Source organism: Sediminibacterium ginsengisoli, assembly GCF_900167075.1.
Classification (GTDB): domain Bacteria; phylum Bacteroidota; class Bacteroidia; order Chitinophagales; family Chitinophagaceae; genus Sediminibacterium; species Sediminibacterium ginsengisoli.
Map to the genome: position 1 here is coordinate 117,720 of NZ_FUWH01000005.1, position 21,316 is coordinate 139,035.

Here is a 21,316-nt window from a genome sequence, read left to right on the forward strand (position 1 = left end):
AAGTTTTAAAAAATAAAAAACGACAATATCCCAGATAAAATAAGTGTCACACCCGTAATTATCCCAGCATTATGTTCAAGTTTATGCCGGTTAAGTTTCAATAGTTTGTTATAGGCTTGTGTAACAAGCAACGTCATTCCTATTACAGTAGACACGACATACACAACGGCTATTATAAGCACGAGCCATACCGATTGCGTTCCTGCCATCAGGAAATAAGCTTCAATTTCAATACACGGCGAAAAAAACATTGCCAAAAGCAGTATAAACACAATACGCTTCTTAGAATAAACTTTCTGTGGTATGTCTGAAAGCTTAAAGTGACTATGCCTATGATGGCGATAAATAAACACACACCCTAAAATGATAAAGATTACAGGTGCAGCATAATGAGAAAAAGTACTGATCCGCTGAGCCATTGACTTTCCTATCATACCAACAAACAATCCGATCAATACCGTACTAAGGCAATGCGCCAATGCCGCATAAAATGTCACTTTAGTCGTCTTTGCAGTGCTCCAGTAATCTCGTTTAGCAATAGCAATAATTGGAACCCAGTGACTGGGAATTAGGGCGTGAAGAATACTTATCAATAAACTACCTAAAACAATACTGTACATAAATAGAAATAGTTTTCGGTTCAGTCGTCATACAGCAATCAATTATTCATACCTGCCAGAGCATTTATTGTTAAGGCAACTATGATTGTATTAAACAGAAATGACAGCAAACTATGCATCAAAACAAAACGCCGGATTGCGCGGGAATTCACCTGAACATCAGAAACCTGGAATGTCATACCAATAACAAATGAAAAATAGGCAAAGTCCACATAATCTGGCTGCGACTTGGAAGGAAACGTAATTCCACCCACATTACTGCCTGTTGCAAGTGAATTATGATCATGGTACAAATGTGCATAACGAATAGTAAAAATGGTATGCAACAATAGCCATGAAAACAAAACAGGCGAAAGTCTTAAGGCTAGGTAACCAAATTTACCCATGTTTGATTCAGCCTGGTTCGTCAGAAGCAGAACTGCCGCAAACACGCTAACACAGAGGGCGACTAAAACAATGGTAAAAATCATTTTTAGACCTTCATCCTGAACTGCTACAACATCACATAATTCCCTTTCGTTGGTGGCAAAAAACAGCGTCCAGCTAAAAGCCATCATCAGTAAACAAAAAACATCCCAACTAAGGATGATCCTGCACTTATTTTCAATATCAAATGATTTCAAAAGAAAGGAAAATACAAGAGATATTGTCACAGATATCAGCAACTTGGTAAGACCACTCGTATGTTTTAGTATGCTATGTTTGACCTTCTTCATGATTTTGTGAACTTCTCAGTTATTAGGGTTTATGATGTTAAAATAAGCAGACAACTTCCCCTCAATATCTTCTCTACTTTTGACTAACAGCGAGTCATGCGCCCAGTTGCTTTTACCAATTTTCATGTGATAGAAAACCTCGTTTGGCATTAAAAACTTAGAAAGTTCAGGTTGCTTGTTTGACTGGAGTAATGCCTCCAAATGCTGCAATGTATTACCTGCTAACCCAAAGACAGTGACATAAGAATAATTGTCCCCGAATGTGTCTTCGGGTAGGTCGCACAAAGACAGTAAAGATTCTAGTCCAAATAACTGACTTATGCCACCAATGAATTCATGCGCGCTCATGAAACCATGATCCACACCAAGACCGTTCTTATCACTGGAAAGTAGCAAGTACTTCCAATCAGTGGTTATAGATGCCTTTAGAAAAGGCACATCCAACAGCGATGGACTTTTACGAATCAAAATATACTTGTTCAGGTTTTCCGTTAAGAATTCTCCGAGACCTAAAAAAGCATGCAACTTCTGTTTATACAAAATTTCCTGGGCCTTTGACTGGGTTATTTCTTCAGTTTTTGAAAAAGGACTAACGTGGATATAATGAAATATCCCATGAACTACCTGCTTCTTGAATATAATATCCTGCATATCCATTTTTCTAATTTGTTATATCTGAATCGTTTTTCGAAGTTGGTTTTTCAGCAATCCCCTTCTTCCATTTGACATACCAACGCTGATGATGGAGAGACAACAGAAAATACAATGCACAGGCACCGGCAACAGCGATGATAAACATATTCAAACCAACAGCAACCCCCACGGCGCTTGTGCACCAGAGGGTTGCTGCAGTCGTTAAACCATGAGATGTTTTAGACGCATGGTTCTGATAGATTATTCCTGCTCCAAGAAATCCAACCCCAGTTATAATATTGGCGATGATCCTGGAAACAGCTGCCGGATCATTGATAATATGGTTCGCGATTGCAGTAAACAACGTAGCGCCTACACAGACCGCTGCATAAGTACGAATACCTGCATCTGCCCCATGTTTTTCCCTGTCATACCCAATAAATGAACCCAGCAGAAAGGCTACCAGAAGTTTCACAATAATGATAAGCTCAAAAGCCATGTCTATTGTTTTCATTGTATGGATATTTAATTGGTTACAGGTGTGATTTAATGACCTTCCTCTTCTGAATTATTCATTTTTGAAAGCAAATCATACGCTCCCTTTATTACGACCTTGCTTTTGAAATCAAATTTTTCCGGAAGAATTACAGCAGTAAAGCCGTTTTCAGTTACACCGGTACCTACTTCCACTCTGACAAACGAATGATGCTTTTCTCCACTCGTTGCCGTTTTCTTCACATCATTTTCATCCGGGGCTGATTCTAAAAAGATATAATGCTTACCGCCGGAAGGAACTACTGCCTCCTGCGGCAAAGCTGGGGTTGAGGATGTACCTATTTCTACTATTGCATTAATAAACATCCCAGGCAACATATTGGGAGTGAGTGCTTCTATTTTTGCATGAACCTCAACTGTTCGATCTGTATCTATATCCTTTCCAATGAGAAAAACCCTGGCAATACGCTCTACACTATCTCCAGTTGCCCTGAAACGTACCTTTTGACCAATCTTTAAATTAGGCAAATCTTTCTCAAAAACCTTCACGCGGATCATAATGTTCCGGGTATTTGCCATATCAGCCAGAAGCTCATTCGAACCTACAAATTTTCCAACGTTTGAGAAAACATGGGTAATATAACCACTGGTTGGTGCATGGATTTTAGTAACCGAAGTAAAATTACCAGCCTTGACACTTGCCGGGTTGATATTCATAATTCTCAACTTGGCCTTTAATCCTTCAAGCCTAGCATTCATTGAGTTATATTCACTGGTTGCCCTTTGAAGTGATTTGCGGGCTGCAATATTTTCTTTAACCAGGTCTTCCTGGCGTGATAGATCCTGTTGCAGAAATGTAATCTGACTGCTGGTTTCCATATAATCTTGCTGAACCTGCACAAATTCCGGATTTTCAAGCGTCGCAATTTCCTGTCCCTTAGTTACATACTTCCCCTCAATTACATTCGTACTTCTGATTATTCCACCATAAGGCGCGGTTATACTAACGAAATCCTGAGGAGGTACATCAATCGTTCCGGAAGCCTTAATATAGTTACTGAGGTTGGTTGTGCTGACATTGCCAAACTTTACTCCTACAGTCTGAAACTGCTCATCTGTAAACTCCACCAGATCAGGGTTATGTTCTTCCACTTTAGCTTCAGAAGTTTCCTCCTTTTCAGAAGAACAGGCAGTTAAAATAAGCGATAATGCCAGAGGTAATACATAAAATATCTTACGCATTTTAATTAAATTTTATAGTCCTGTAATTAATTCCAGCTCAATAGCTGACTGGTTGTATTGGTTTAATAATTCAATGAACTGACGGCGAACACCATTCCCGTTGTTAAGAGATTGGGACAATTGGTAGTAATCCAATTCTCCTGCCTCAAAAGCACGTTGAGAGCTACGAATAAGCACCTGAGCCTGAGGTAAAGCTGTATTACGGTAATAGTTAAGCTGTATAGCTATCCTTCGCAGTTCAGATAACAATAATGTACCTCTCTGCGAGAGCCCAAAATAAAAAGCTTGTACCTCCGCCTCACGTCTCTGCTGGTTAATTTCAGCAGCACGTATCCGCGCCTTTTGTGGTCGTGAAAAAAGTGGAATACTGATCCCTGCTTCTATTCCCTGAAAACGCCTTCCCGCACCATAATATTTAGGAGAACCGTTAACATCGTATGTTCCAACCAGTGACTGGTTAAAATATCCCACATTAAAATCCGGAAGTAGTTTGCTTTTCTCAACACTAATCTCCTTTCCTGCAACCGCAATCTGGGACCGAAGAGCCAACAGTTCCGGATTGTTGCTTAACATACTTGAATCCAGGGATAGGGATAAAGACTTTTCAACCAAAACAGTATCTGCTATTCCATTGATGCTTGAATCAAAAGTGAAATTACTTAGCTGTTTAATATCCGTCTTGATCTGCTCGTCCAATTGGCTGCTTTGAGCAATGGCTTCCTGCAACTGCGTATTGGCATTGTATTTTTCCAGGATGTTTGTTTCACCGGCTGAGAACCTTGCGTCAGCAGCTTTAAGAACACGTTGATAAAGACTTACCAGTGTATCATTGAGCTTTCTAAGTTCATTTCGATAAATCAATCTGTAGTAAAGGCTCTTAACCTGGTAAGAAACCTGGCTTCGATAAATCCCAACTTGCAAACGACTTGCATCGATCGATGCATCACTGAGCTCAGTTAAACGCTTCATATACACCGGGTTCGGTATATTCTGTGTAGCTGTTATGTTATTGTCATAAGCTACGAGACTGTTGTACTGGCCAAACATCAAAGTAATATTAGTTTTACCGATGTCCTTGGCTGCACCTCGGAGTGCCTGTTGATAATCAACCCCCAGGTTGCCCACTCTTACATTAGGATTGGCGTTTAAAGAAGCATTGATTGCTGATTGCAAATTGATCCGTCCATTTGTTGATGCTGCCGATGTTTGCGCTTGAGCTACTCCAGAACCAACAAGGAAAATGATCAACATCACTGCCGCGGACGTTGCCTTTTTTGTTCTTTTCTTGTTACCAAAGCGTTCAAAAAAAGTATATAAAACTGGCAATACAATTAGTGTAAGCAGGGTTGCTGTTAATAGTCCTCCGATAACTACTGTAGCCAGTGGTTTCTGAACCTCTCCACCAGCACCAGATGACAGTGCCATTGGCAGAAATCCTAAGGATGCCACAGCTGCAGTCATCAATACCGGTCGTAACCGTACCCCTGTACCTTCTATTATGATATCATTTACGTTAGTCAAACCTGATTTTTTTAGTCTGTTAAACTCTGAGATAAGTACAATTCCATTTAGTACAGCAACACCAAACAAGGCAATAAAACCGACCCCGGCGGAAATACTAAATGGCATGCCACGAACAAGCAATGCAAATACACCACCGATCGCAGACATAGGTATAGCCGTAAATATGAGCAGTGAATATTTAAAGGATCCAAATGCAAAATATAAGAGCAGCAGAATCAGGCCCAATGCAACAGGAACAGCAATAGATAAGCGCTTGTTGGCCTCCTCCAGGTTCTTAAATTGACCGCCGTAAGTAATAAAATAACCTGACGGCATTTTTATTTTCTGATCGATCTTAGATTGCATCTCTTCAACCACTGAAGCGATATCCCTACCGCGAACATTAAATCCTACAATAATTCGGCGTTGTGCTTGTTCACGTTGCACTTGATTAGGCCCAAGTACTAAATTAATATCTGCCACTTGTTCAAGCGGCACCTGACTTCCATCGGCTGCAGTAACAAATAATCTCCTTACGTCCTCAATACTTTGGCGCTCAGCCTGCTGAAGTCTTACGACCAGATCAAATCGCTTTTCACCTTCAAATACAGTTCCGGCTTTACCTCCTGCAAAAGCGGCATTAACAACCTGGTTAATATCAGATACGTTAAGGCCAAACTGAGCAATTTTATCTCGATTCAGCTTAATGGAAATTTGAGGCAACCCTCCCACCTGTTCAACATACAAATCTTCTGCACCTTTCACAGTCGGAACAATATTTCCAATCTTCTTAGCCAACTCAGCTAACACCTGCATATCCTCACCAAATATTTTGATACCGACATCCTGACGCACACCAGAAATTAGTTCATTGAAACGTAATTGGATAGGTTGCGAGAATCCAAAACTAACACCGGGTATTTTCTCCAAGGATGTTTTCATTTTCTCAGAAAGTTCTTCACGCGTCTTAGCACTTACCCATTCCTTTTTAGGTTTTAATATTATTGTGATGTCTCCCGCTTCAATAGGCATCGGATCTGTAGGAATCTCGGAAGCTCCAATTTTGCCAATTACCTCTTTTACTTCAGGAAACTCTTTGGTCAATATATTGGATGCTTGAGTAATCTTGTCAATCGTTTGATTAAGAGAACTTCCAGTTAACAACCTTGTTTCTACAGCTAAATCCCCTTCTTCTAATTGAGGCAAAAACTCACCACCTAACTTGGAGAAAACAAAAAAGGAAATGACCATAAGAGAAACAGCGACCAACACAACTATTTTCTTAATACGTAATGCACCCTTGAGGATCGGTGTATAAAACCGATGAATCGCATCCATCATTCGATCTGAAAGATTGCGCTTATGGCTGATTTTTTTACTCAGCAACAGGGAACTCATCATTGGAACATAGGTCAGTGAAAGCAGGAATGCTCCCAAGATTGCAAACGAAACCGTTTGAGCCATAGGGCGGAACATTTTCCCTTCAATTCCCACCAATGCAAGAATCGGCATATAAACAATGAAAATAATTATCTGTCCAAAGGCTGCTGAATTCATCATTTTTTTGGCTGATGTTCCAACTTCATGATCCATTTCAGCTTGATTGATCTTCCCTTCCCTCCTGCTTGCTAGGTGATGCATGGTCGCTTCAACAATAATTACCGCACCATCCACAATGAGGCCAAAATCAATAGCACCAAGACTCATAAGGTTGCCCGAGACACCAAAGAGGTTCATCAATGAAATAGCAAAAAGCATTGCTAAAGGGATCACAGATGCAACAATCAGCCCTGAGCGAATATTTCCGAGAAATACCACCAAAACAAATATTACAATCAAAGCACCCTCAATCAGATTTTTCTTAACGGTGTCAATTGCCCGTCCCACAAATTCACTTCGATCCAGAAATGCTTCAAGCACAACTCCTTCAGGTAATGATTTCTGTATCTGGGTTACTTTTTCTTTCACTCTCTTGACAACATCGCTGGAATTGCTGCCTTTTAACATCATAACGATTCCGCCCACAGCTTCTTTATCATTACGGGTTAATGCTCCATAGCGGTTGGCAGCACCAAAATTTACAGTCGCGATATCACGAATAGTGATAGGGAAACCAGTTGCCGTCTTTTTCACAACAATACGCTCAATATCACCCAAGCTGGTAATCAAACCTTCACTTCTGATAAAGTAGGCATTGGGTTTCTTATCAATATAGGAGCCTCCGGTATTTTGATTATTCTTTTCCAGTGCAGTAAAAATGTCTGCAACAGAAATATTGTAACTCCGGGTCTGATTGATGTTTAAAGCGATTTCATATTGCTTTAGAAAACCACCAAAACTGTTTACTTCAGCAATTCCCGGCGTTCCCAGCAATTGCCTTCTTACATACCAATCCTGTATAGTACGTAAATCACTTGCATTAAATTTATTCTCGTAGCCCTTTTTGGGGTGCAATACGTACTGGTAAATTTCTCCTAATCCCGTTGAGATTGGGGACATTTCAGGCTCACCGGTGCCATCAGGTATTTTACTTCTAGCTTCCGGCAATCTTTCAGCAACTTGTTGACGCGCCCAATATATATCGGCGTCATCATGGAATATAACAGTCACCACGGAAAGACCAAAACGTGAAATTGAACGAACCTCTTGAATTTCCGGGATCAGAGACATGGTTTGTTCAACTGGATATGATATTAGCTGTTCAACCTCCTGAGCTGCCAATGATGGGCTCACCGTAATAATCTGCACCTGGTTATTAGTGATATCAGGTACAGCATCAATTGGGAGTTTGTTCAGAGACATCACTCCCCAAATAATCAAGGCAAAAGTGAAAATGCCAATGACTAATTTATTCTTAATCGAAAAATCAATGATTTTATTTAACATGACCTATTTATGATTTGAAATCATGTGATAGAATTTTAACAACAACCCCGCCGTAGCAAGTAATAAAATGCAAGAGACCAGAAAAATGGTAAAGTATATTATCATCCTCATTCCTGCTGGTTTAACAGGATCCTTAATCTCATTGTTGATTTTACGCTTGCGGTTAGGCGGCTTTGAGGTAGCCATAACCACAATGTTTGGATAGTAATAAAAGATAATTTGCTGTGCAATGGGCACAGTAATCCTAAGGAATTATCCTAATAATTGGGGAGGTTGCCAGATAGGCAAAGAAATGGCGGAAATAGAGCCAGGTAAATAATAAGGAGCATTATTACCGTAAAAAGCAGGACGAGCTTCAACTGCTAAAAAATTCGTTTTGATTGAAACACTAGCACAACATCCACAATGACAAAATGGAGGACATAAATCATCATCTGATTTGTTGTCCTTATGCTTGGATGCCGAAACTTGTTCAGATTTAGCCTTATTTGTTTTCACAGTCATACCAGTATCAGCACATGGTAATATACTGAGTAGTAAAACAAGAAAGGCAAGTATGAACGCTATACTTCGCATCAGATGCAAAAATAGTATGTTTATTTTACCATCAATGACAAAAAATCACAATGTGGTTGCATTTAACCTAAATTGAATCTTCAGGTTTTGTTAAAAGCAACAGTTTTTCAAGACGATCCTGAATTTCGGCAGGCAGGTCAGCGTCAAATCTTAAATAGAGAGTATGGTTACTTTGATCAACCATTAAATTATATGTATCCGTGAAATCCTTTAATAAGAAAAGTGAATCATAATTTACTTGTAATGCCTTTGCCTCCTCTGCAAAAGATGCCCGCCATTTATCAAGCTTTATTCCATCCATAGGTATTCGTTTGGGGAATTAATATAAAAATCATACCCAATGATCATTTCTGTAGTCGACCAATTTACAATGAATTTCATTAGACTTTTGAAACATCAACCTCAATTATACCAATGCCCTTTCTTTCCTTCCCTTTTAAATAGTCTATTATCTCTGACCTGAGAAAATAAACTCTACCCTGTTGCTTATGACAGGGCAATCCTAAATTCATCCAAGTATGCAGGGTTACAATTGATACACGAAACATAGCAGCCACTTCTTTTCTGGTAAGAAGAGCTTCTTCAGGTTCTGAGCTTACCATATTACCCTTTACATTATGATTTCCCAAAGCTTCATCAACGGCTTCCTTAATCCAGCGCTTAAAATCTTCCTCAGTAGGAATAAATAATGTGTTCATATAAAATTGATTTTAAAAAGCAAATTGTACAGATGACAATAACTGATTTACTAATAATACGTAGTTAGTGGGCAGTAAAAACTCACCTTAATTTGTAATCTTCATAATAAATCAAAGGAGGCAAAAAGTGAGACAAGGTAGACTTTGAGAGAAAATATTTGATAAGAAATGCGCAACCCAAGCAAGGATTAAATTGGGACAGTAATTTAATCTTTCTGGCAATTCTTATATAACTGGCTATTTCACAGATCACAATAGACACGATCACGCCTGAATACAAACATATTTTCCTATTCATAACCTCACATTAATCATTACGCACAAATTCCGATTACGATTTTACAAAATTTACAAGGTTGCTACAACAATAGCAACCTTGTAAATCTGTTAATTTTTTCATTCAGAATTATGATCCCTTTTAAATGACATCATTTTTTCTGCGAACTCCCTCACTACGGGCTTTTCAAAACTGCCAAGATAATTTTCTGTGGTTTTAATATTCAAATGCCCTAAAGATTCTTGTATTAGCTCCTTGGAGGCTCCATTATGAAGCATATGGGTAGAAAAAGAATGCCTCGCAACCACAGTTGTACTTTTCTTATTATAGCCAAGATTAGAAAATATATCCTTCATCCAATAATTGGTTGCTTTAACAAAATACTGGATAGCAGTCATTTGTTCTAATGAATTCATCCCATCCTTTAAAACGGGAAAAATATATGTCTCATTTGAAATCTTTCTATTACCCCAGCGATTAATAATATTAGAAATCTCTTCTGTTATAAAAACTGAAACTGGTTTTGATTGTTCCTTCGCTGTTGTTTCAATCTTTGACCTGTCAAAAACAAGAAAGCCATCATCTATATTTTTGTATTTAAGCAATGCCATATCTTTTGGGTTCATTCCATTCCCAAAATAGAGAAACAACCAAGTGTCCCTTGCAAACCATTCTCTTTCTGAAACCGGATTATAATAATAGATCCCAGCTAAAAGGGATTTATCCAATGCTTTTTTAACGTTTCGTCCGGAGGGAATGATATACTTATTTCGACCAAATGGATAGTCTTTTTTGGAAAAAATACCATTATCGATAGCATTGTTAAATATTTTTCGCAAGGTTCTTAAGTACATCCCTATTGTAGTCCGACTCAGTTGCTTATTACGCATCCATGCATCATATTCCTTTAAATATTGCTTAGTGATGGAAGCCAACCGAAGATTTCCCTTAAAACTAAATAGCGAATAATAAGCAGTCTGATACAGATCTGCTGTTTTCGGGCTTTGTGCTTGAAGTAATTCAGAAACGTAAGTAACATAACCGCCAAGCAAGTTGTCCTTTTTTGCACCATCTTCTTTCAATATGCGGAATTTTTTCTCGAAAGGCTGAAAATCAAAGTGTTGTGGGAGTTGAGCAGGAGTAGATTTTTTGGCACTCCGATATATCAATAGAGAGTTCCGGGAAACAAAATTCATCTCGAAAATCTCAAAGCTAAATTCTCCTAATTCCCTAATGTACTCGTCTAAATCCATTTCCAGCTTATGAATTTTGTCACGAACTTCTTTTAGTTCATTACGAAGATTGGAAGCACTTAGCTTCGAATAATCCGCTTTACTGAGACTAATTTTTGTTGTGTAAGAAAGTGCCCTTCTTTGAAAAGTTACCCAAAGTTTAACTGGGTAGGTCTGATCGAGCTTAATTTTTCGCTCATCTAGACGAATTACATAAGTGACTGACATGATTAACCATTTTAAATTTTCACAAAATCAACCCCACACAACCCTTTCATATGCAAACCAATTGCAAACGATAAGGATGGTAAATCAGTAATACTGCTTAAATAAATAATCAAAAATAATCTCTATAAAAATGATTATCAACTCTTTATAGTTAAAGTAATTATATGTATGGTAAAGCTTTACAAACCTACAAGGCTTTCTTACAAGCAGAGGGTCCGCGGTTCGAACCCGTGTGCTCCCACAGAGAAAGCCTTAGCAGAAATGCTGAGGCTTTTTGTTTTAAGCCTTTCGCAAAGATTTATCGTACCCAGGATCGGAGGATCATGGATCAAGCGCAAAACTTGGGGGATATTGTGTTCAGGCATACAATTTAGTAATTCGATAAAGGAAGAAAAGTTTGTATTTTTCTTTTCCCTGATAGGCTTGGGTTTCATCGGCTCATCACCCAACTGAGCCGTTGGTGAGCCATGGACATTCATTTTTAATACAGCAGCCAAACAGTGGGGAGCATTCTCCTATGCCCAGGATCAGGATGCATTGCGCGTTCCGGCAAAGGCGGGGAAAACAGCAGCATCTGTTGAAAGACTCACCTATACCATCAGCAAAGCCGGAGAAGTGACGTTGTCATGGGGAGATGAAGGTTGCGGTTACTGTGCAGTAGTAATCTGATATCACAAAAAATGTTAGCCGCAGTAAGATAAACTTGCTGCGGCTTTTATATTGAAGCGGGAAACCAGAAGTAGATACTGAGACATGCTGATAACATTTCCGCGCTTCTGCTGAAACAGATGGTTCGCCGGCTTAACCTTTTGAGGTGCGTTCTTAAATTTAGATTACATCTTTCTATGTGATTGATGTTGTATGCATTACTGATATGCATGTGCCGGGGTATCAGTGCACGGTAAATGTTCAGGTTATCGGTTTTTATTTTTTCGACCTGTGCCGACAAAAGCGAATATACGAGAATGCTTAAGGACTGTTTTGTTCTACGACCAATTATAAAGTCCAGTGGTGTTTTGGTTCTGCTGCAGATCGCATATGCGATCCAGCACATGTTTTCTTTTTTGCCGATATAAGTTCTTATCTCATCCAGCTCGACTTCCTTACAATCTGGCGAAACGGATGGTTTTACCAGATTGCCGGCGATATATTTCAATTTACGGATCACTGTTCCGGCCCCTATTTTCAGTATCCTGGCCATGCCTCTTATACCAACGCTTTCGCAAACCAGTTTGGGTAGCAATTCCATTGTGATAGATGTACAGGCAAAATATTTGTATGTTAACTGTTGGTATTTTTTGCAATCTCTGCACTGATATTTCTGAACACCATTATTTTGCTTCCCGGCTTTCCGGCAGGTTGCATTACAAAATTTACAGTTCATCGGATCAGATAATTGAGAACATGAATAGTTGAAATTGCCTTTTGCAATAATAGTCCTGTGTTATAGAAGGAATATTATTGTTTTTTTTCATTAAAAAAGGAGCACGAGGCTTCTTTAAAATCGAGCATTTACAGACTTGTTATTAAAATCAGATAATTGGGAACATTACCCAATTCTCACATCGCATTTTACCCTCATTTTTTGCTTTATTCACTTCTTTTGCGGCTTTCTTACCTGCTTTTGTCATTGGCAGACTCGGCCTTTCTTTTTCACTAAGCTTATTAGCTCGCTCTTGAGCTTTTTCCAGATCAGACGATGATTTATTTTCGGTTTTCGCTTGACTATTAGCCTTATCTACTTCCCTTTTAACATCTAAAGGTACGGCTGATCGTGCAACCAATGTCGCATCCTTTAAAACCGTAGGGATTGCAACCGCTGCTGGAGCTGCCTGTCCTGAAACCCACTCGATTATTTTAGCATAAAGCATTATAGCTCGATAAGCACCCCATATAGGATTTTTCCCATCTGGATCACTATGTAAAACAGGATTATTAAATCCAAAATGATACGGAGTATGTGTTTCCTGATCTTCCTCATCAGCCAATGGATCGATCTGCATAAATCTTCCTATCTGCTGGTCATATGTTCGAGCATTAAAATCGTACATTTCTAACCCTGAACCATCAGAGAACTCACCGCTTTCCAATTTATTACCATTATACTTAAACCTATTCTCCAACTTCCCGCTCGCCTTACTACTAATCCCCGCCATCGTTAACCCAAAAGGATAGTAATGCGTTTCTTCCAATAGTGGCCCGTGGTTATGGATCAGCTGTAAGTTATCAAAGAACACATCCACATCACTCTCATTACTCGCGTACACATAAAGATAACCGTTTTTTGTAATGTCTACGTTTTTAGCATGAGACTTCAGATCATCTGTGCTGCTGCTGATTGCATCAAAGCCGCTGCTGGCACTGACAGGCTTAAATTGTTCATCGAATAATATCCAGTTCAGATATGCTTTCGGGGCAGTTCCTGTTGCAGGCGCATTGTTTAACCAATTGCTTACACCGTTGGTGATACTGGTTGATCCTGTCAGTGAACCGGCTGTTACTTTGTTGGCACCGGTGATCAAAGGGGTTCCTGCTAACAATGTCAACAGGTCTGTTGCAGCTAACGTATAGCTATTCGTAGGGCTGCTGCCATTGGTATGCCAGAAGCTCTTGCCATAGATCATGACATTATCGCCACTCATAACCTTCACAGTAATACCAAGACCGGTTTTGTCTCCACTATTACCATTTAGCTTGTACATCTTCTGGCTCGTTGCAGTCGGCGTACTCGTCGGATTCGGGTTTACCGGCGGATTACCATTATTGTTCTGATAGGCAGGTAAGCCGGCAGGGTTGTCTACTATAGCACCGGTATTGATCGCATAGTAATTGCCTTCAGTTGTGGTGGCAAAACCTGCATTTCATTTCACCAGATAATTTGATACACGAAGTACAAGGAGGTACTTATCATGATTGAATTTTGTTTCAAGATCATTCATTTTTCACAAAAAACAGGCATAAAAAAAGAGCCCGAAGGCTCTTTGAATTCAATATAATAAGGCATATGAGAAAAACCAGATAATTTGATACACGACCAAATCATAGATATTCGGAAGCCAAAAGTTCTTTAACTATAAATAAGTCTGCTAATTTATTCGAATTCTGGTCAAAATATTGAGCGGTATTACTGCCTGTAATTTTATACAAAATTTCTTTTGGCAATTTTAAATGCCACCAACTGCCAGTAATTAACTTTATTGACACTAAGTAATCCTTCGATCCAAGTTTTTCGCGATGGTTTTTTATTGATGACTTTTTAAATGTAACTGCTGATTCATAGACTGGTCTCAATTGCTCCTTTATTTTAATCTCGTTTGGATTAACTAAATCATCTAAGTATAAAAAACTTTTATCAATAAATGCCGTATCATTTATCTTTTTTACATCAAGCTTTTTCTTCACCCTTAAAAGAACATCACTTTTAGACAATTGTACTGGAGAAGATATTTGGAATGTCTTATTCCCAGGATATGCAAATGTTTTATCCTTAAAAATCTTTTTTTCTGAAACCGAAACTAAATATACAAACCTATTAACTGTATCAATCGTAATATGTTCTTGTGCCCTTACATAAAATGACAGCAAGATTATAGATAAAGTGATAATTGATTTTTTCATAATTATTGCTCTTCTGGATATTTTAAATATTTTCTGCCTTTTGTACTTGCATTAGCTCTATCTACGATGGTAGCTGGCAATTTTTTATCGAAATTTTTAGAGTCACTGTTTACATCCCATTTTTCAATACATCCAGCACCTCCAAGGCAACCAGGCCTCATAAATGCAATAAATACTGCCTCAGCTGACATTGGGCTTGGATCGGAGTGCTCTGCCCCTAAATTATGACCAATCTCATGCATAAACACATATTTGGAAAGATTTTTAGCACTATAATTATGCTTTTTAGATACAAATGATACCACATTTCCATACAAATTGACATTTTTGCCATTATCTTCTCCTAATGTGCTCTTTTCCTCTCCTATTTCACCTTCAGAGACTGTAACCTTATTTCCATATCTGGACTTATATCCATCTTTGTTAAAAAATCTTGTTTCTTCAATTGCGTCGTCTATTTGTTCGTCAGTATCAAACCCCTTTACATTTATTTTGAATTTAATTACCGTATAGGTACCATTTTTCGAATCCCCACTTGTACCGGATGAATTATTGTACTCATCAGCTGCAGCTTGAAGTCCTTCAACCTGTTCTTGAGTTAATGAATTCTTATTATAGTAATAATCTGCTTCAATAAGAATTTCATTGGGGTTTTCTTTGGTTCCCTTTCCTTGCTTGTGTGTAATTCTACCATCTTTTCCATCAGGATCTACATAAACTATGGAATTGTTAAAAGCATAGTTGTAAGGAGTCCAATTTACATAGCTAGTTGCATGTGGGTCTATGCTATGCCATCTCCCAATTTGAGGATCCATCATCCTCGCCCCATAATCATACAACTCTAATCCATTACCATCACTAAACTCCTTCTCCTGTAATTCCTTGCCGTTGTACCTGTATTTATTATCAAACTTCCCAGCCGCTTTAGAGGAAATTCCCGCCATCGTTAAACCAAATGGATAATAATGTGTCTCCTCCAACAATGGTCCGTGATTATGGATCAGCTGGAGATTATCAAAAAACACATCAACATCACTCTCATTACTCGCATACACATAAAGATAACCGTTTTTAGTAATGTTTACATTATGCGCATGAGACTTGAGATCATCCGTACTGCTGCTGACCGCATCAAAACCACTACTATTGGCTACCGGCTTAAACTGTTCATCGAATAGTATCCAGTTGATGTAGGCTTTAGGTGCTGTACCGGTTGCCGGTGCATTACTCATCCAGTCGCTTACACCATTAGTGATGCTCGTTGATCCGGTCAGTGAGCCAGCTGTTACTTTATTGGCACCCGTGATTACAGGCGTTCCAGCCAGCAAGGTTAACAAATCTGTTGCAGCCAGGTTATAACTATTTGTTGGATTACTGCCAATGGTGCGCCAGAAGCTTTTGCCATAGATCATAACATTATCACCACTCATTACCTTCACTGTAATACCAAGACCTGATTTATCACCACTATGACCGTTCAGTTTATACATCTTCAGACTGTTGGCCGTTGGCGAACTAGCCGGGTTGGGATTTGTCGGAGGATTACCATTGTTGTTCTGGTAAACAGGCAATCCGACAGGATTATCTGCAATCAGGCCGGTATTAATAGCATAATAATTTCCTTCTGTGGCAGTTGCCCCATATTCGAACGTTGCAGCAGGATAAGTATCCTGCTGCTGTTCTTCGGTGAGCACCATCCGGGTATTACCTAAATAATCTTTTACAAAATAATCGTACACAAATGCTCCATTCACTTTGCGTATCCTGCCCTCTTCATGACTTAAGAACTGCAACGTGTCATTGCGGTATACATAGGCTCCCAGATAGGCTGTTTTGGTGGTAATGGAAGATGGTGCTGTTTCTACGGTCTGCTTTTCCAGCTTATTGCCCAGGGCATCATAAATATAACGGATCGTTCCCTTACCGGTTACCGTTACCTCATAAGGCAGGTTCAGGTGATTGTACACGATGCTGCTGATATCCTTGTTCTTATCCTGGCTCAGGTTACCGTTATCATCGTATGCATAGTCCGTCTTCATTTGTGCATCCGTTGCTGCTGCATTGGCACTGGTGGCACTGGTACGGAAGTCACCCAGCTTTGTATTCGGATCATTGGAGGCGTCAAATACACTTTTGAGCTTGTTGCTGTTACTAAAATAATCATAACTCAGTTTATCGATCTGTCCGCTTACAGTTCCCTTCCAGCCGTTCTGTGTCATGGCCAGGATATTGCCGTTGGCATCGTAGGCTGAGTCCGCATGTATACCATCCCCCATTTTCATGCTGAAGTTAAGACCCGCTGTCTGATCCCAGTTACTGCTGGTATATTGATTGAAGTCGCCGTATAACAGCCTGTTGGCATTATCGTAACCATAGCCATAACTGCGGCGTTCGCCATCACCCGCGCTGCGCCACTGCATTCCGGCGATATTACCGTTGTACTGGTTATGATCATAACCATAATCGTAGTTCAGCTCCATACCGAACCAGCGGTTACCTGTACCCTGGCTGTAAGCATTGTTCACTCCCTTTAACCAGCCGCGGATATTGTAGCTGTAATCCTGCAACTCGAGTTCTGTGGTATTGCCCGCGCCTTTCTGACCTAATTTCTTTTCTTTCAGCTGGCCCAGCTCATCATAACTGTTGCGTGCCAGGTAACGGGTTGTATTCGCATCATCATTCAGTGTGCGCTTTATTTCCAGTACACGGCCATTACGGTCGTACAGCATATTGGTCTTGCTGCGTACCTGTTCGCTGGCTGCAGGGTTATTGTGCAGCTGGTAAGTGGTGAGTACTTTGCCGCTGAAGTCGTAGCGCATGGTGGTGATGTCCAGTCCCCCTTTGTAATTGTCCGATTGGGTCTGTACCATCCTGCCTTTTTCATCATAGTAACTCACCGTTTCCAGCCAGCCGCCGGATGACAGGTTATCAGGATCGGCGAGGATCCTTACCCGGCTGCCTGTTGGCATACCAAGGGTCTGCAGGCTGGCAGCCGATGGCAGGCTTTCTGCATAAGCGTTACCGCCATCATCCAGCTTGCCGTTATCCGTTGTACTGTAGCTCTTTGAAGTGAAGCTGTAATCATCGTAAAAATTCATCGTCAGCGCTGTATAACTCACACCCGACGGCAAGGGATTGTAGGTAAACGGAAGACTCACCGAACTCAGTGCGCCGCCGAAGCTGATGGTTAAGGTAGTGGGTACTGCGGCCAGGAACTGGCGGTCGGTCACTGCCTGTAAGGAATCGCGCTCCTTGTTGATGACTGTAATACCTGTAGATACCACGCGGTTCTGGTCATCATACAGTGTAACAAGCCAGCGGTTGCCGCCATCGCGCAGTTTTGTGTCCTGGCTGTACACCAGGCGGTCGCGCTTATCGTACACCAGGTAGGTCCAGCCGGCTCCCGGGATCCTTTTGCCGGTCAGGCGCTGGCGGCCGTCGTAGTTGTAAATAAAACTCAGATCGGATGTGCGGGCAGCAGACAGAGATAGTGCACCACTTAAATACAGTTCCACTGCTTTGGGTGGAAGTACATACTTCAGCATCCCGAATATGTCATAGATATAATGTGTAGTCAGCCAGCCGCTGAAGCCTGCACCCGGCGTATCCCACAGCTGGACTTTTTTCAGCACAACATGACCTTCGGCATCTTTGTATTCGATCACAGCTTTGCCATGTTCATCCGTGGTTTGTGTTTTGTAAATATCGCCGGTAGGGAAAGACTCGATCCTGTAAAGACTATCTGCTGCGCCGGCCTTGCCCAGGCTTACCGATACGCCACGGTCACTGCCGGCCCAGCTGTTACCAGCCGCAAGTGTTTTTTCAACCCGTGCGAGCGGCGATGCTTCATAACGCGTCTCTGCGTAATACACGGACTCACCCGGGTATTGTGTGGCTAAGAACGAGGCCTGTGCCGCGAAAGGATCTGTTTTAAAAGATCCGTCCGATCCTGATGATACATACGGCAGATACTGGTAACGCTCCTGGCCCAGGTTATCGTACACAACGGGGTTAACGATATCCTTAAGCAAAGGACTACCCTGCCTGATCACCGTTTGCAGCGGGCGGCCAAGGCCATCGGCATATTGGGTCTGTTGTTTTACACTGTCCGATCCCGCTTTGCGGAATTTGGCCACATCGCTCACCGGCGCTGTTGCATCCAGTGTGCGTACATAGTTAACACGCAGCGCTGCATCATAAGATCCGGGAGCTGTTACAGGTGTTACTGTGGGTAATACACTGCCGCTGTTGGGTTTGTTGCTCTGGGCATGCAATAAGGTGCCAAGCAGTAGCATGGCTAGTCCGCATAGTCCCCTTCGGGAGACTATGCGGAGACAGGAGTTTCCCCTTCGGGAGACTATGCGGAGACTGGAGTGTCCCCGTTGGAAGGCTATGCGGAGACTGGAGTGTCCCCATTGGAAGGCTATACGGTGGCTGGAACGGGAGAAGGTTTGTTGAGTAAACATATCTTAAACGGGCTATACGTTATTGAATCGGCTTCTGGATCTTCATGGTGGCATTGCGCTGTTGCATATTCTGCTCCCGGCGCTGTTTTTCGATCAGCAGGTACTGCTCCCACTGGGTCTTAGACAACAGCTGCTGCAGACCATTACGGTAAGCTTGCTGGTTCTGTTCCAGCTGCTGGCGGCGACTGGCTGCATCCGTGGTTGTGATGCTTTTCATTTTCCCTTCGTACTGTTTTGTCAACTGTTGGATATCCTCCACCTGCTTATCGGTCAGCGAAAGTTTTTCCTGCATTACCTTCATTGCCTGTGCACGTTGTGCTTCAAGGTTGGCAGGCGGTTGCAGCTGTGCATGAACATTGACTCCTGCTATCAGCAGTGAGCAAATCAATAATGTGCGCAGTATATTTTTATTTTTCATCTTCTTCTGTTTTTTGTAGCTTTTAATACACGATATAATAACCATCTCCCGTCAGTAGCCAGTAATCAACAGGGCAAGACCAGGCTGGTGAAACCAGCAGCGCCATTCTCTGCAAATACATATATTCTCCATCGCCTTCTATTTGCTCAGTGGTAGAATTGCAATTCTCTGAAATTTCGTAATTGATGGTTAAGCCATTTCCATAGGCAGGGATCGTCATAGCACTGTTGTGATAGAAACTGAGCTTAACATCCGCATATACATAGCCATCAAACGTTTCGAACATGTTCTCATAACTGAGCTGCACATATACGATCAATGGGCATGCTGTAAGATTCTGGCCAATATTCACCCAACGGATGCCGAGGTTGGTGACCGGGTTCTGGTCCGTTTGTTTCTGAAGCTGGTAGCCGGTATTTTCCACACCGGTCACCTTTTCACAAACCGGGCTTCCCTGGTTCACCCAGTCCGGCACTACCGGGCAGGCTGCATTATTGGTGCCATTACTTAACCAGCGGGTACCTAAGCCACTGTATGGGTTATGATCTGATTGCTCACGTTCCTGTTCGCCGGTATTATAACCACTGCTGGTTACACAACGAACAATGCCTGTATTGTTCCAGTCGGGCGTAATGGGACATGCACTTGTATTCGTGCCATTGCTCACCCAGCGCGTTCCTTGTGCACTGTATGGATTGGCATCATACTGTTCTGCTTCCTGGCCGCCGGTATTATAGCCACTGCCGGTTACACAACGATAATTACCAGTAGTGACCCAGTTAGGCGTTACCGGGCAGGCGCTTGTATTGGTGCCATTGCTTACCCAACGTGTTCCCTGCGCACTGTAAGGATTGATATCGTATTGCTCTGCTTCCTGCTGACCGGTATTATAGCCGCTACCTGTTACGCAACGGTAATTACCTGTAGTAGCCCAGTCTGGCGTTACAGGACAGGCGCTGCTGGCACCCACATTCACCCAGCGATACCCCTGACCACTATAAGGATTCTGATCGTATTGCTGTCTTTCCTGCTGACCTGTATTATAACCACTGCCGGTTACACAACGGTAATTACTTGTATTGGTCCAGTCTGGTGTTACCGGGCAGGCGCTTGTATTGGTGCCATTGCTTACCCAGCGGTAACCTGCACGTGTTACAGGGTTCTGGTCGTACTGTTCCACGGTTTGTTCGCCTGTTCTGTAACTACCAGACCCTTGTTCACAGGTATATCCGCCTGTATTTACCCAGTCTTCCTGTACAGGACAGGCACTGTAATTAACACTGCCGTATACCCAGCGGGTACCGTAAGCCGTATATGGGTTCACGTCCTGCTGTTCCACTTCCTGCACACCGGTATTATAACCTGAATTGGTCACACATCTGGTATTACCGGTGTTCGTATACGATGGCACCAGCGGACAGGCTGTGGTATTGGTACCAACACTTACCCAACGATAGCCAAGACCGCTGTAAGGATTATTATCATGCTGTTGCTGCTGTTGTTCGCTGGTTGCAAAACCTCCAGTTCCCAATACACACTGGTAAGTGCCTGTCGGCTGCCAGTCGGGGGTGATGGGACAGGCAGTGGTGTTCGTTCCATTGCTCACCCAGCGATTACCTTGTGCAGAGTATGGGTTATTATCATGTTCTTCTTTCTCCTGTGCACCGGTATTATAACCACTGCCGGTTACACAACGAAGATTACCGGT

General features: G+C 41.5%; 17 protein-coding genes. 1 reads left to right on the forward strand and 16 read right to left on the reverse strand.

Going from position 1 to position 21,316, the window contains the following annotated elements; genetic code table 11:
• Positions 1 to 5 precede the first annotated feature (5 nt).
• From B5D42_RS10365 to B5D42_RS10410, 10 genes are all read right to left on the reverse strand, one after another.
• Positions 6 to 620 (reverse strand): hypothetical protein, encoded by a 615-nt coding sequence (locus tag B5D42_RS10365; protein WP_078831438.1) that lies wholly within the window; start codon positions 618 to 620, stop codon positions 6 to 8.
• A 38-nt stretch (positions 621 to 658) separates the two neighbouring features.
• Complete coding sequence (locus B5D42_RS10370) at positions 659 to 1,336, reverse strand: DUF1345 domain-containing protein (RefSeq protein WP_078831439.1); 678 nt, start codon at positions 1,334 to 1,336, stop codon at positions 659 to 661.
• A gap of 15 nt (positions 1,337 to 1,351) precedes the next feature.
• Positions 1,352 to 1,993, reverse strand: coding sequence for a hypothetical protein (locus B5D42_RS10375; protein ID WP_078831440.1), 642 nt, complete (start codon positions 1,991 to 1,993; stop codon positions 1,352 to 1,354).
• Positions 1,994 to 1,997: 4 nt separating this feature from the next.
• Positions 1,998 to 2,483 carry an MgtC/SapB family protein gene (locus tag B5D42_RS10380; protein WP_217698811.1) on the reverse strand — a complete coding sequence of 162 codons (486 nt, stop codon included), beginning with the start codon at positions 2,481 to 2,483 and terminating at the stop codon, positions 1,998 to 2,000.
• Positions 2,484 to 2,515: 32 nt separating this feature from the next.
• Positions 2,516 to 3,706 (reverse strand): efflux RND transporter periplasmic adaptor subunit, encoded by a 1,191-nt coding sequence (locus B5D42_RS10385; protein ID WP_078831441.1) that lies wholly within the window; start codon positions 3,704 to 3,706, stop codon positions 2,516 to 2,518.
• Between the two features lie 12 nt (positions 3,707 to 3,718).
• Entirely contained in the window at positions 3,719 to 8,095 is a 4,377-nt protein-coding gene (locus tag B5D42_RS10390; RefSeq protein ID WP_078831442.1) for a CusA/CzcA family heavy metal efflux RND transporter, read from the reverse strand.
• 252 nt (positions 8,096 to 8,347) lie between these two features.
• The gene (locus B5D42_RS10395; protein ID WP_317042008.1) at positions 8,348 to 8,671 is read right to left on the reverse strand and encodes a DUF6660 family protein; all 324 of its coding nucleotides are present in this window, start codon (positions 8,669 to 8,671) and stop codon (positions 8,348 to 8,350) included.
• 67 nt (positions 8,672 to 8,738) lie between these two features.
• Positions 8,739 to 8,972: a hypothetical protein gene (locus tag B5D42_RS10400; protein ID WP_078831443.1), complete on the reverse strand. Its 234-nt coding sequence runs from the start codon at positions 8,970 to 8,972 to the stop codon at positions 8,739 to 8,741.
• Between the two features lie 79 nt (positions 8,973 to 9,051).
• Positions 9,052 to 9,369: a helix-turn-helix domain-containing protein gene (locus B5D42_RS10405; RefSeq protein WP_078831444.1), complete on the reverse strand. Its 318-nt coding sequence runs from the start codon at positions 9,367 to 9,369 to the stop codon at positions 9,052 to 9,054.
• A 396-nt stretch (positions 9,370 to 9,765) separates the two neighbouring features.
• Entirely contained in the window at positions 9,766 to 11,106 is a 1,341-nt protein-coding gene (locus B5D42_RS10410) for a tyrosine-type recombinase/integrase (protein WP_078831445.1), read from the reverse strand.
• 477 nt (positions 11,107 to 11,583) lie between these two features.
• On the opposite strand from B5D42_RS10410, the gene B5D42_RS18310 reads away from it, so the two are divergent.
• Entirely contained in the window at positions 11,584 to 11,775 is a 192-nt protein-coding gene (locus B5D42_RS18310) for a DUF2911 domain-containing protein (RefSeq protein ID WP_078831447.1), read from the forward strand.
• Between the two features lie 46 nt (positions 11,776 to 11,821).
• Here the strand turns inward: B5D42_RS18310 and B5D42_RS18315 are convergent, their stop codons facing one another.
• From B5D42_RS18315 to B5D42_RS10445, 6 genes are all read right to left on the reverse strand, one after another.
• On the reverse strand, positions 11,822 to 12,490 hold the full coding sequence (locus B5D42_RS18315) for an IS1 family transposase (RefSeq protein ID WP_078831448.1): 669 nt from the start codon (positions 12,488 to 12,490) through the stop codon (positions 11,822 to 11,824).
• Between the two features lie 148 nt (positions 12,491 to 12,638).
• Positions 12,639 to 13,808: an RHS repeat domain-containing protein gene (locus B5D42_RS10425; protein ID WP_078831449.1), complete on the reverse strand. Its 1,170-nt coding sequence runs from the start codon at positions 13,806 to 13,808 to the stop codon at positions 12,639 to 12,641.
• 337 nt (positions 13,809 to 14,145) lie between these two features.
• On the reverse strand, positions 14,146 to 14,724 hold the full coding sequence (locus B5D42_RS10430; RefSeq protein WP_078831450.1) for a hypothetical protein: 579 nt from the start codon (positions 14,722 to 14,724) through the stop codon (positions 14,146 to 14,148).
• Between the two features lie 2 nt (positions 14,725 to 14,726).
• Positions 14,727 to 19,019, reverse strand: a complete 4,293-nt coding sequence (locus tag B5D42_RS10435) for a DUF6443 domain-containing protein (protein ID WP_176112969.1) — start codon at positions 19,017 to 19,019, stop codon at positions 14,727 to 14,729.
• A gap of 190 nt (positions 19,020 to 19,209) precedes the next feature.
• Positions 19,210 to 19,608: a hypothetical protein gene (locus tag B5D42_RS10440; RefSeq protein ID WP_139367102.1), complete on the reverse strand. Its 399-nt coding sequence runs from the start codon at positions 19,606 to 19,608 to the stop codon at positions 19,210 to 19,212.
• A gap of 22 nt (positions 19,609 to 19,630) precedes the next feature.
• On the reverse strand, positions 19,631 to 21,316 hold a 1,686-nt coding region (locus tag B5D42_RS10445; RefSeq protein ID WP_176112970.1), incomplete at its 5' end, for a hypothetical protein.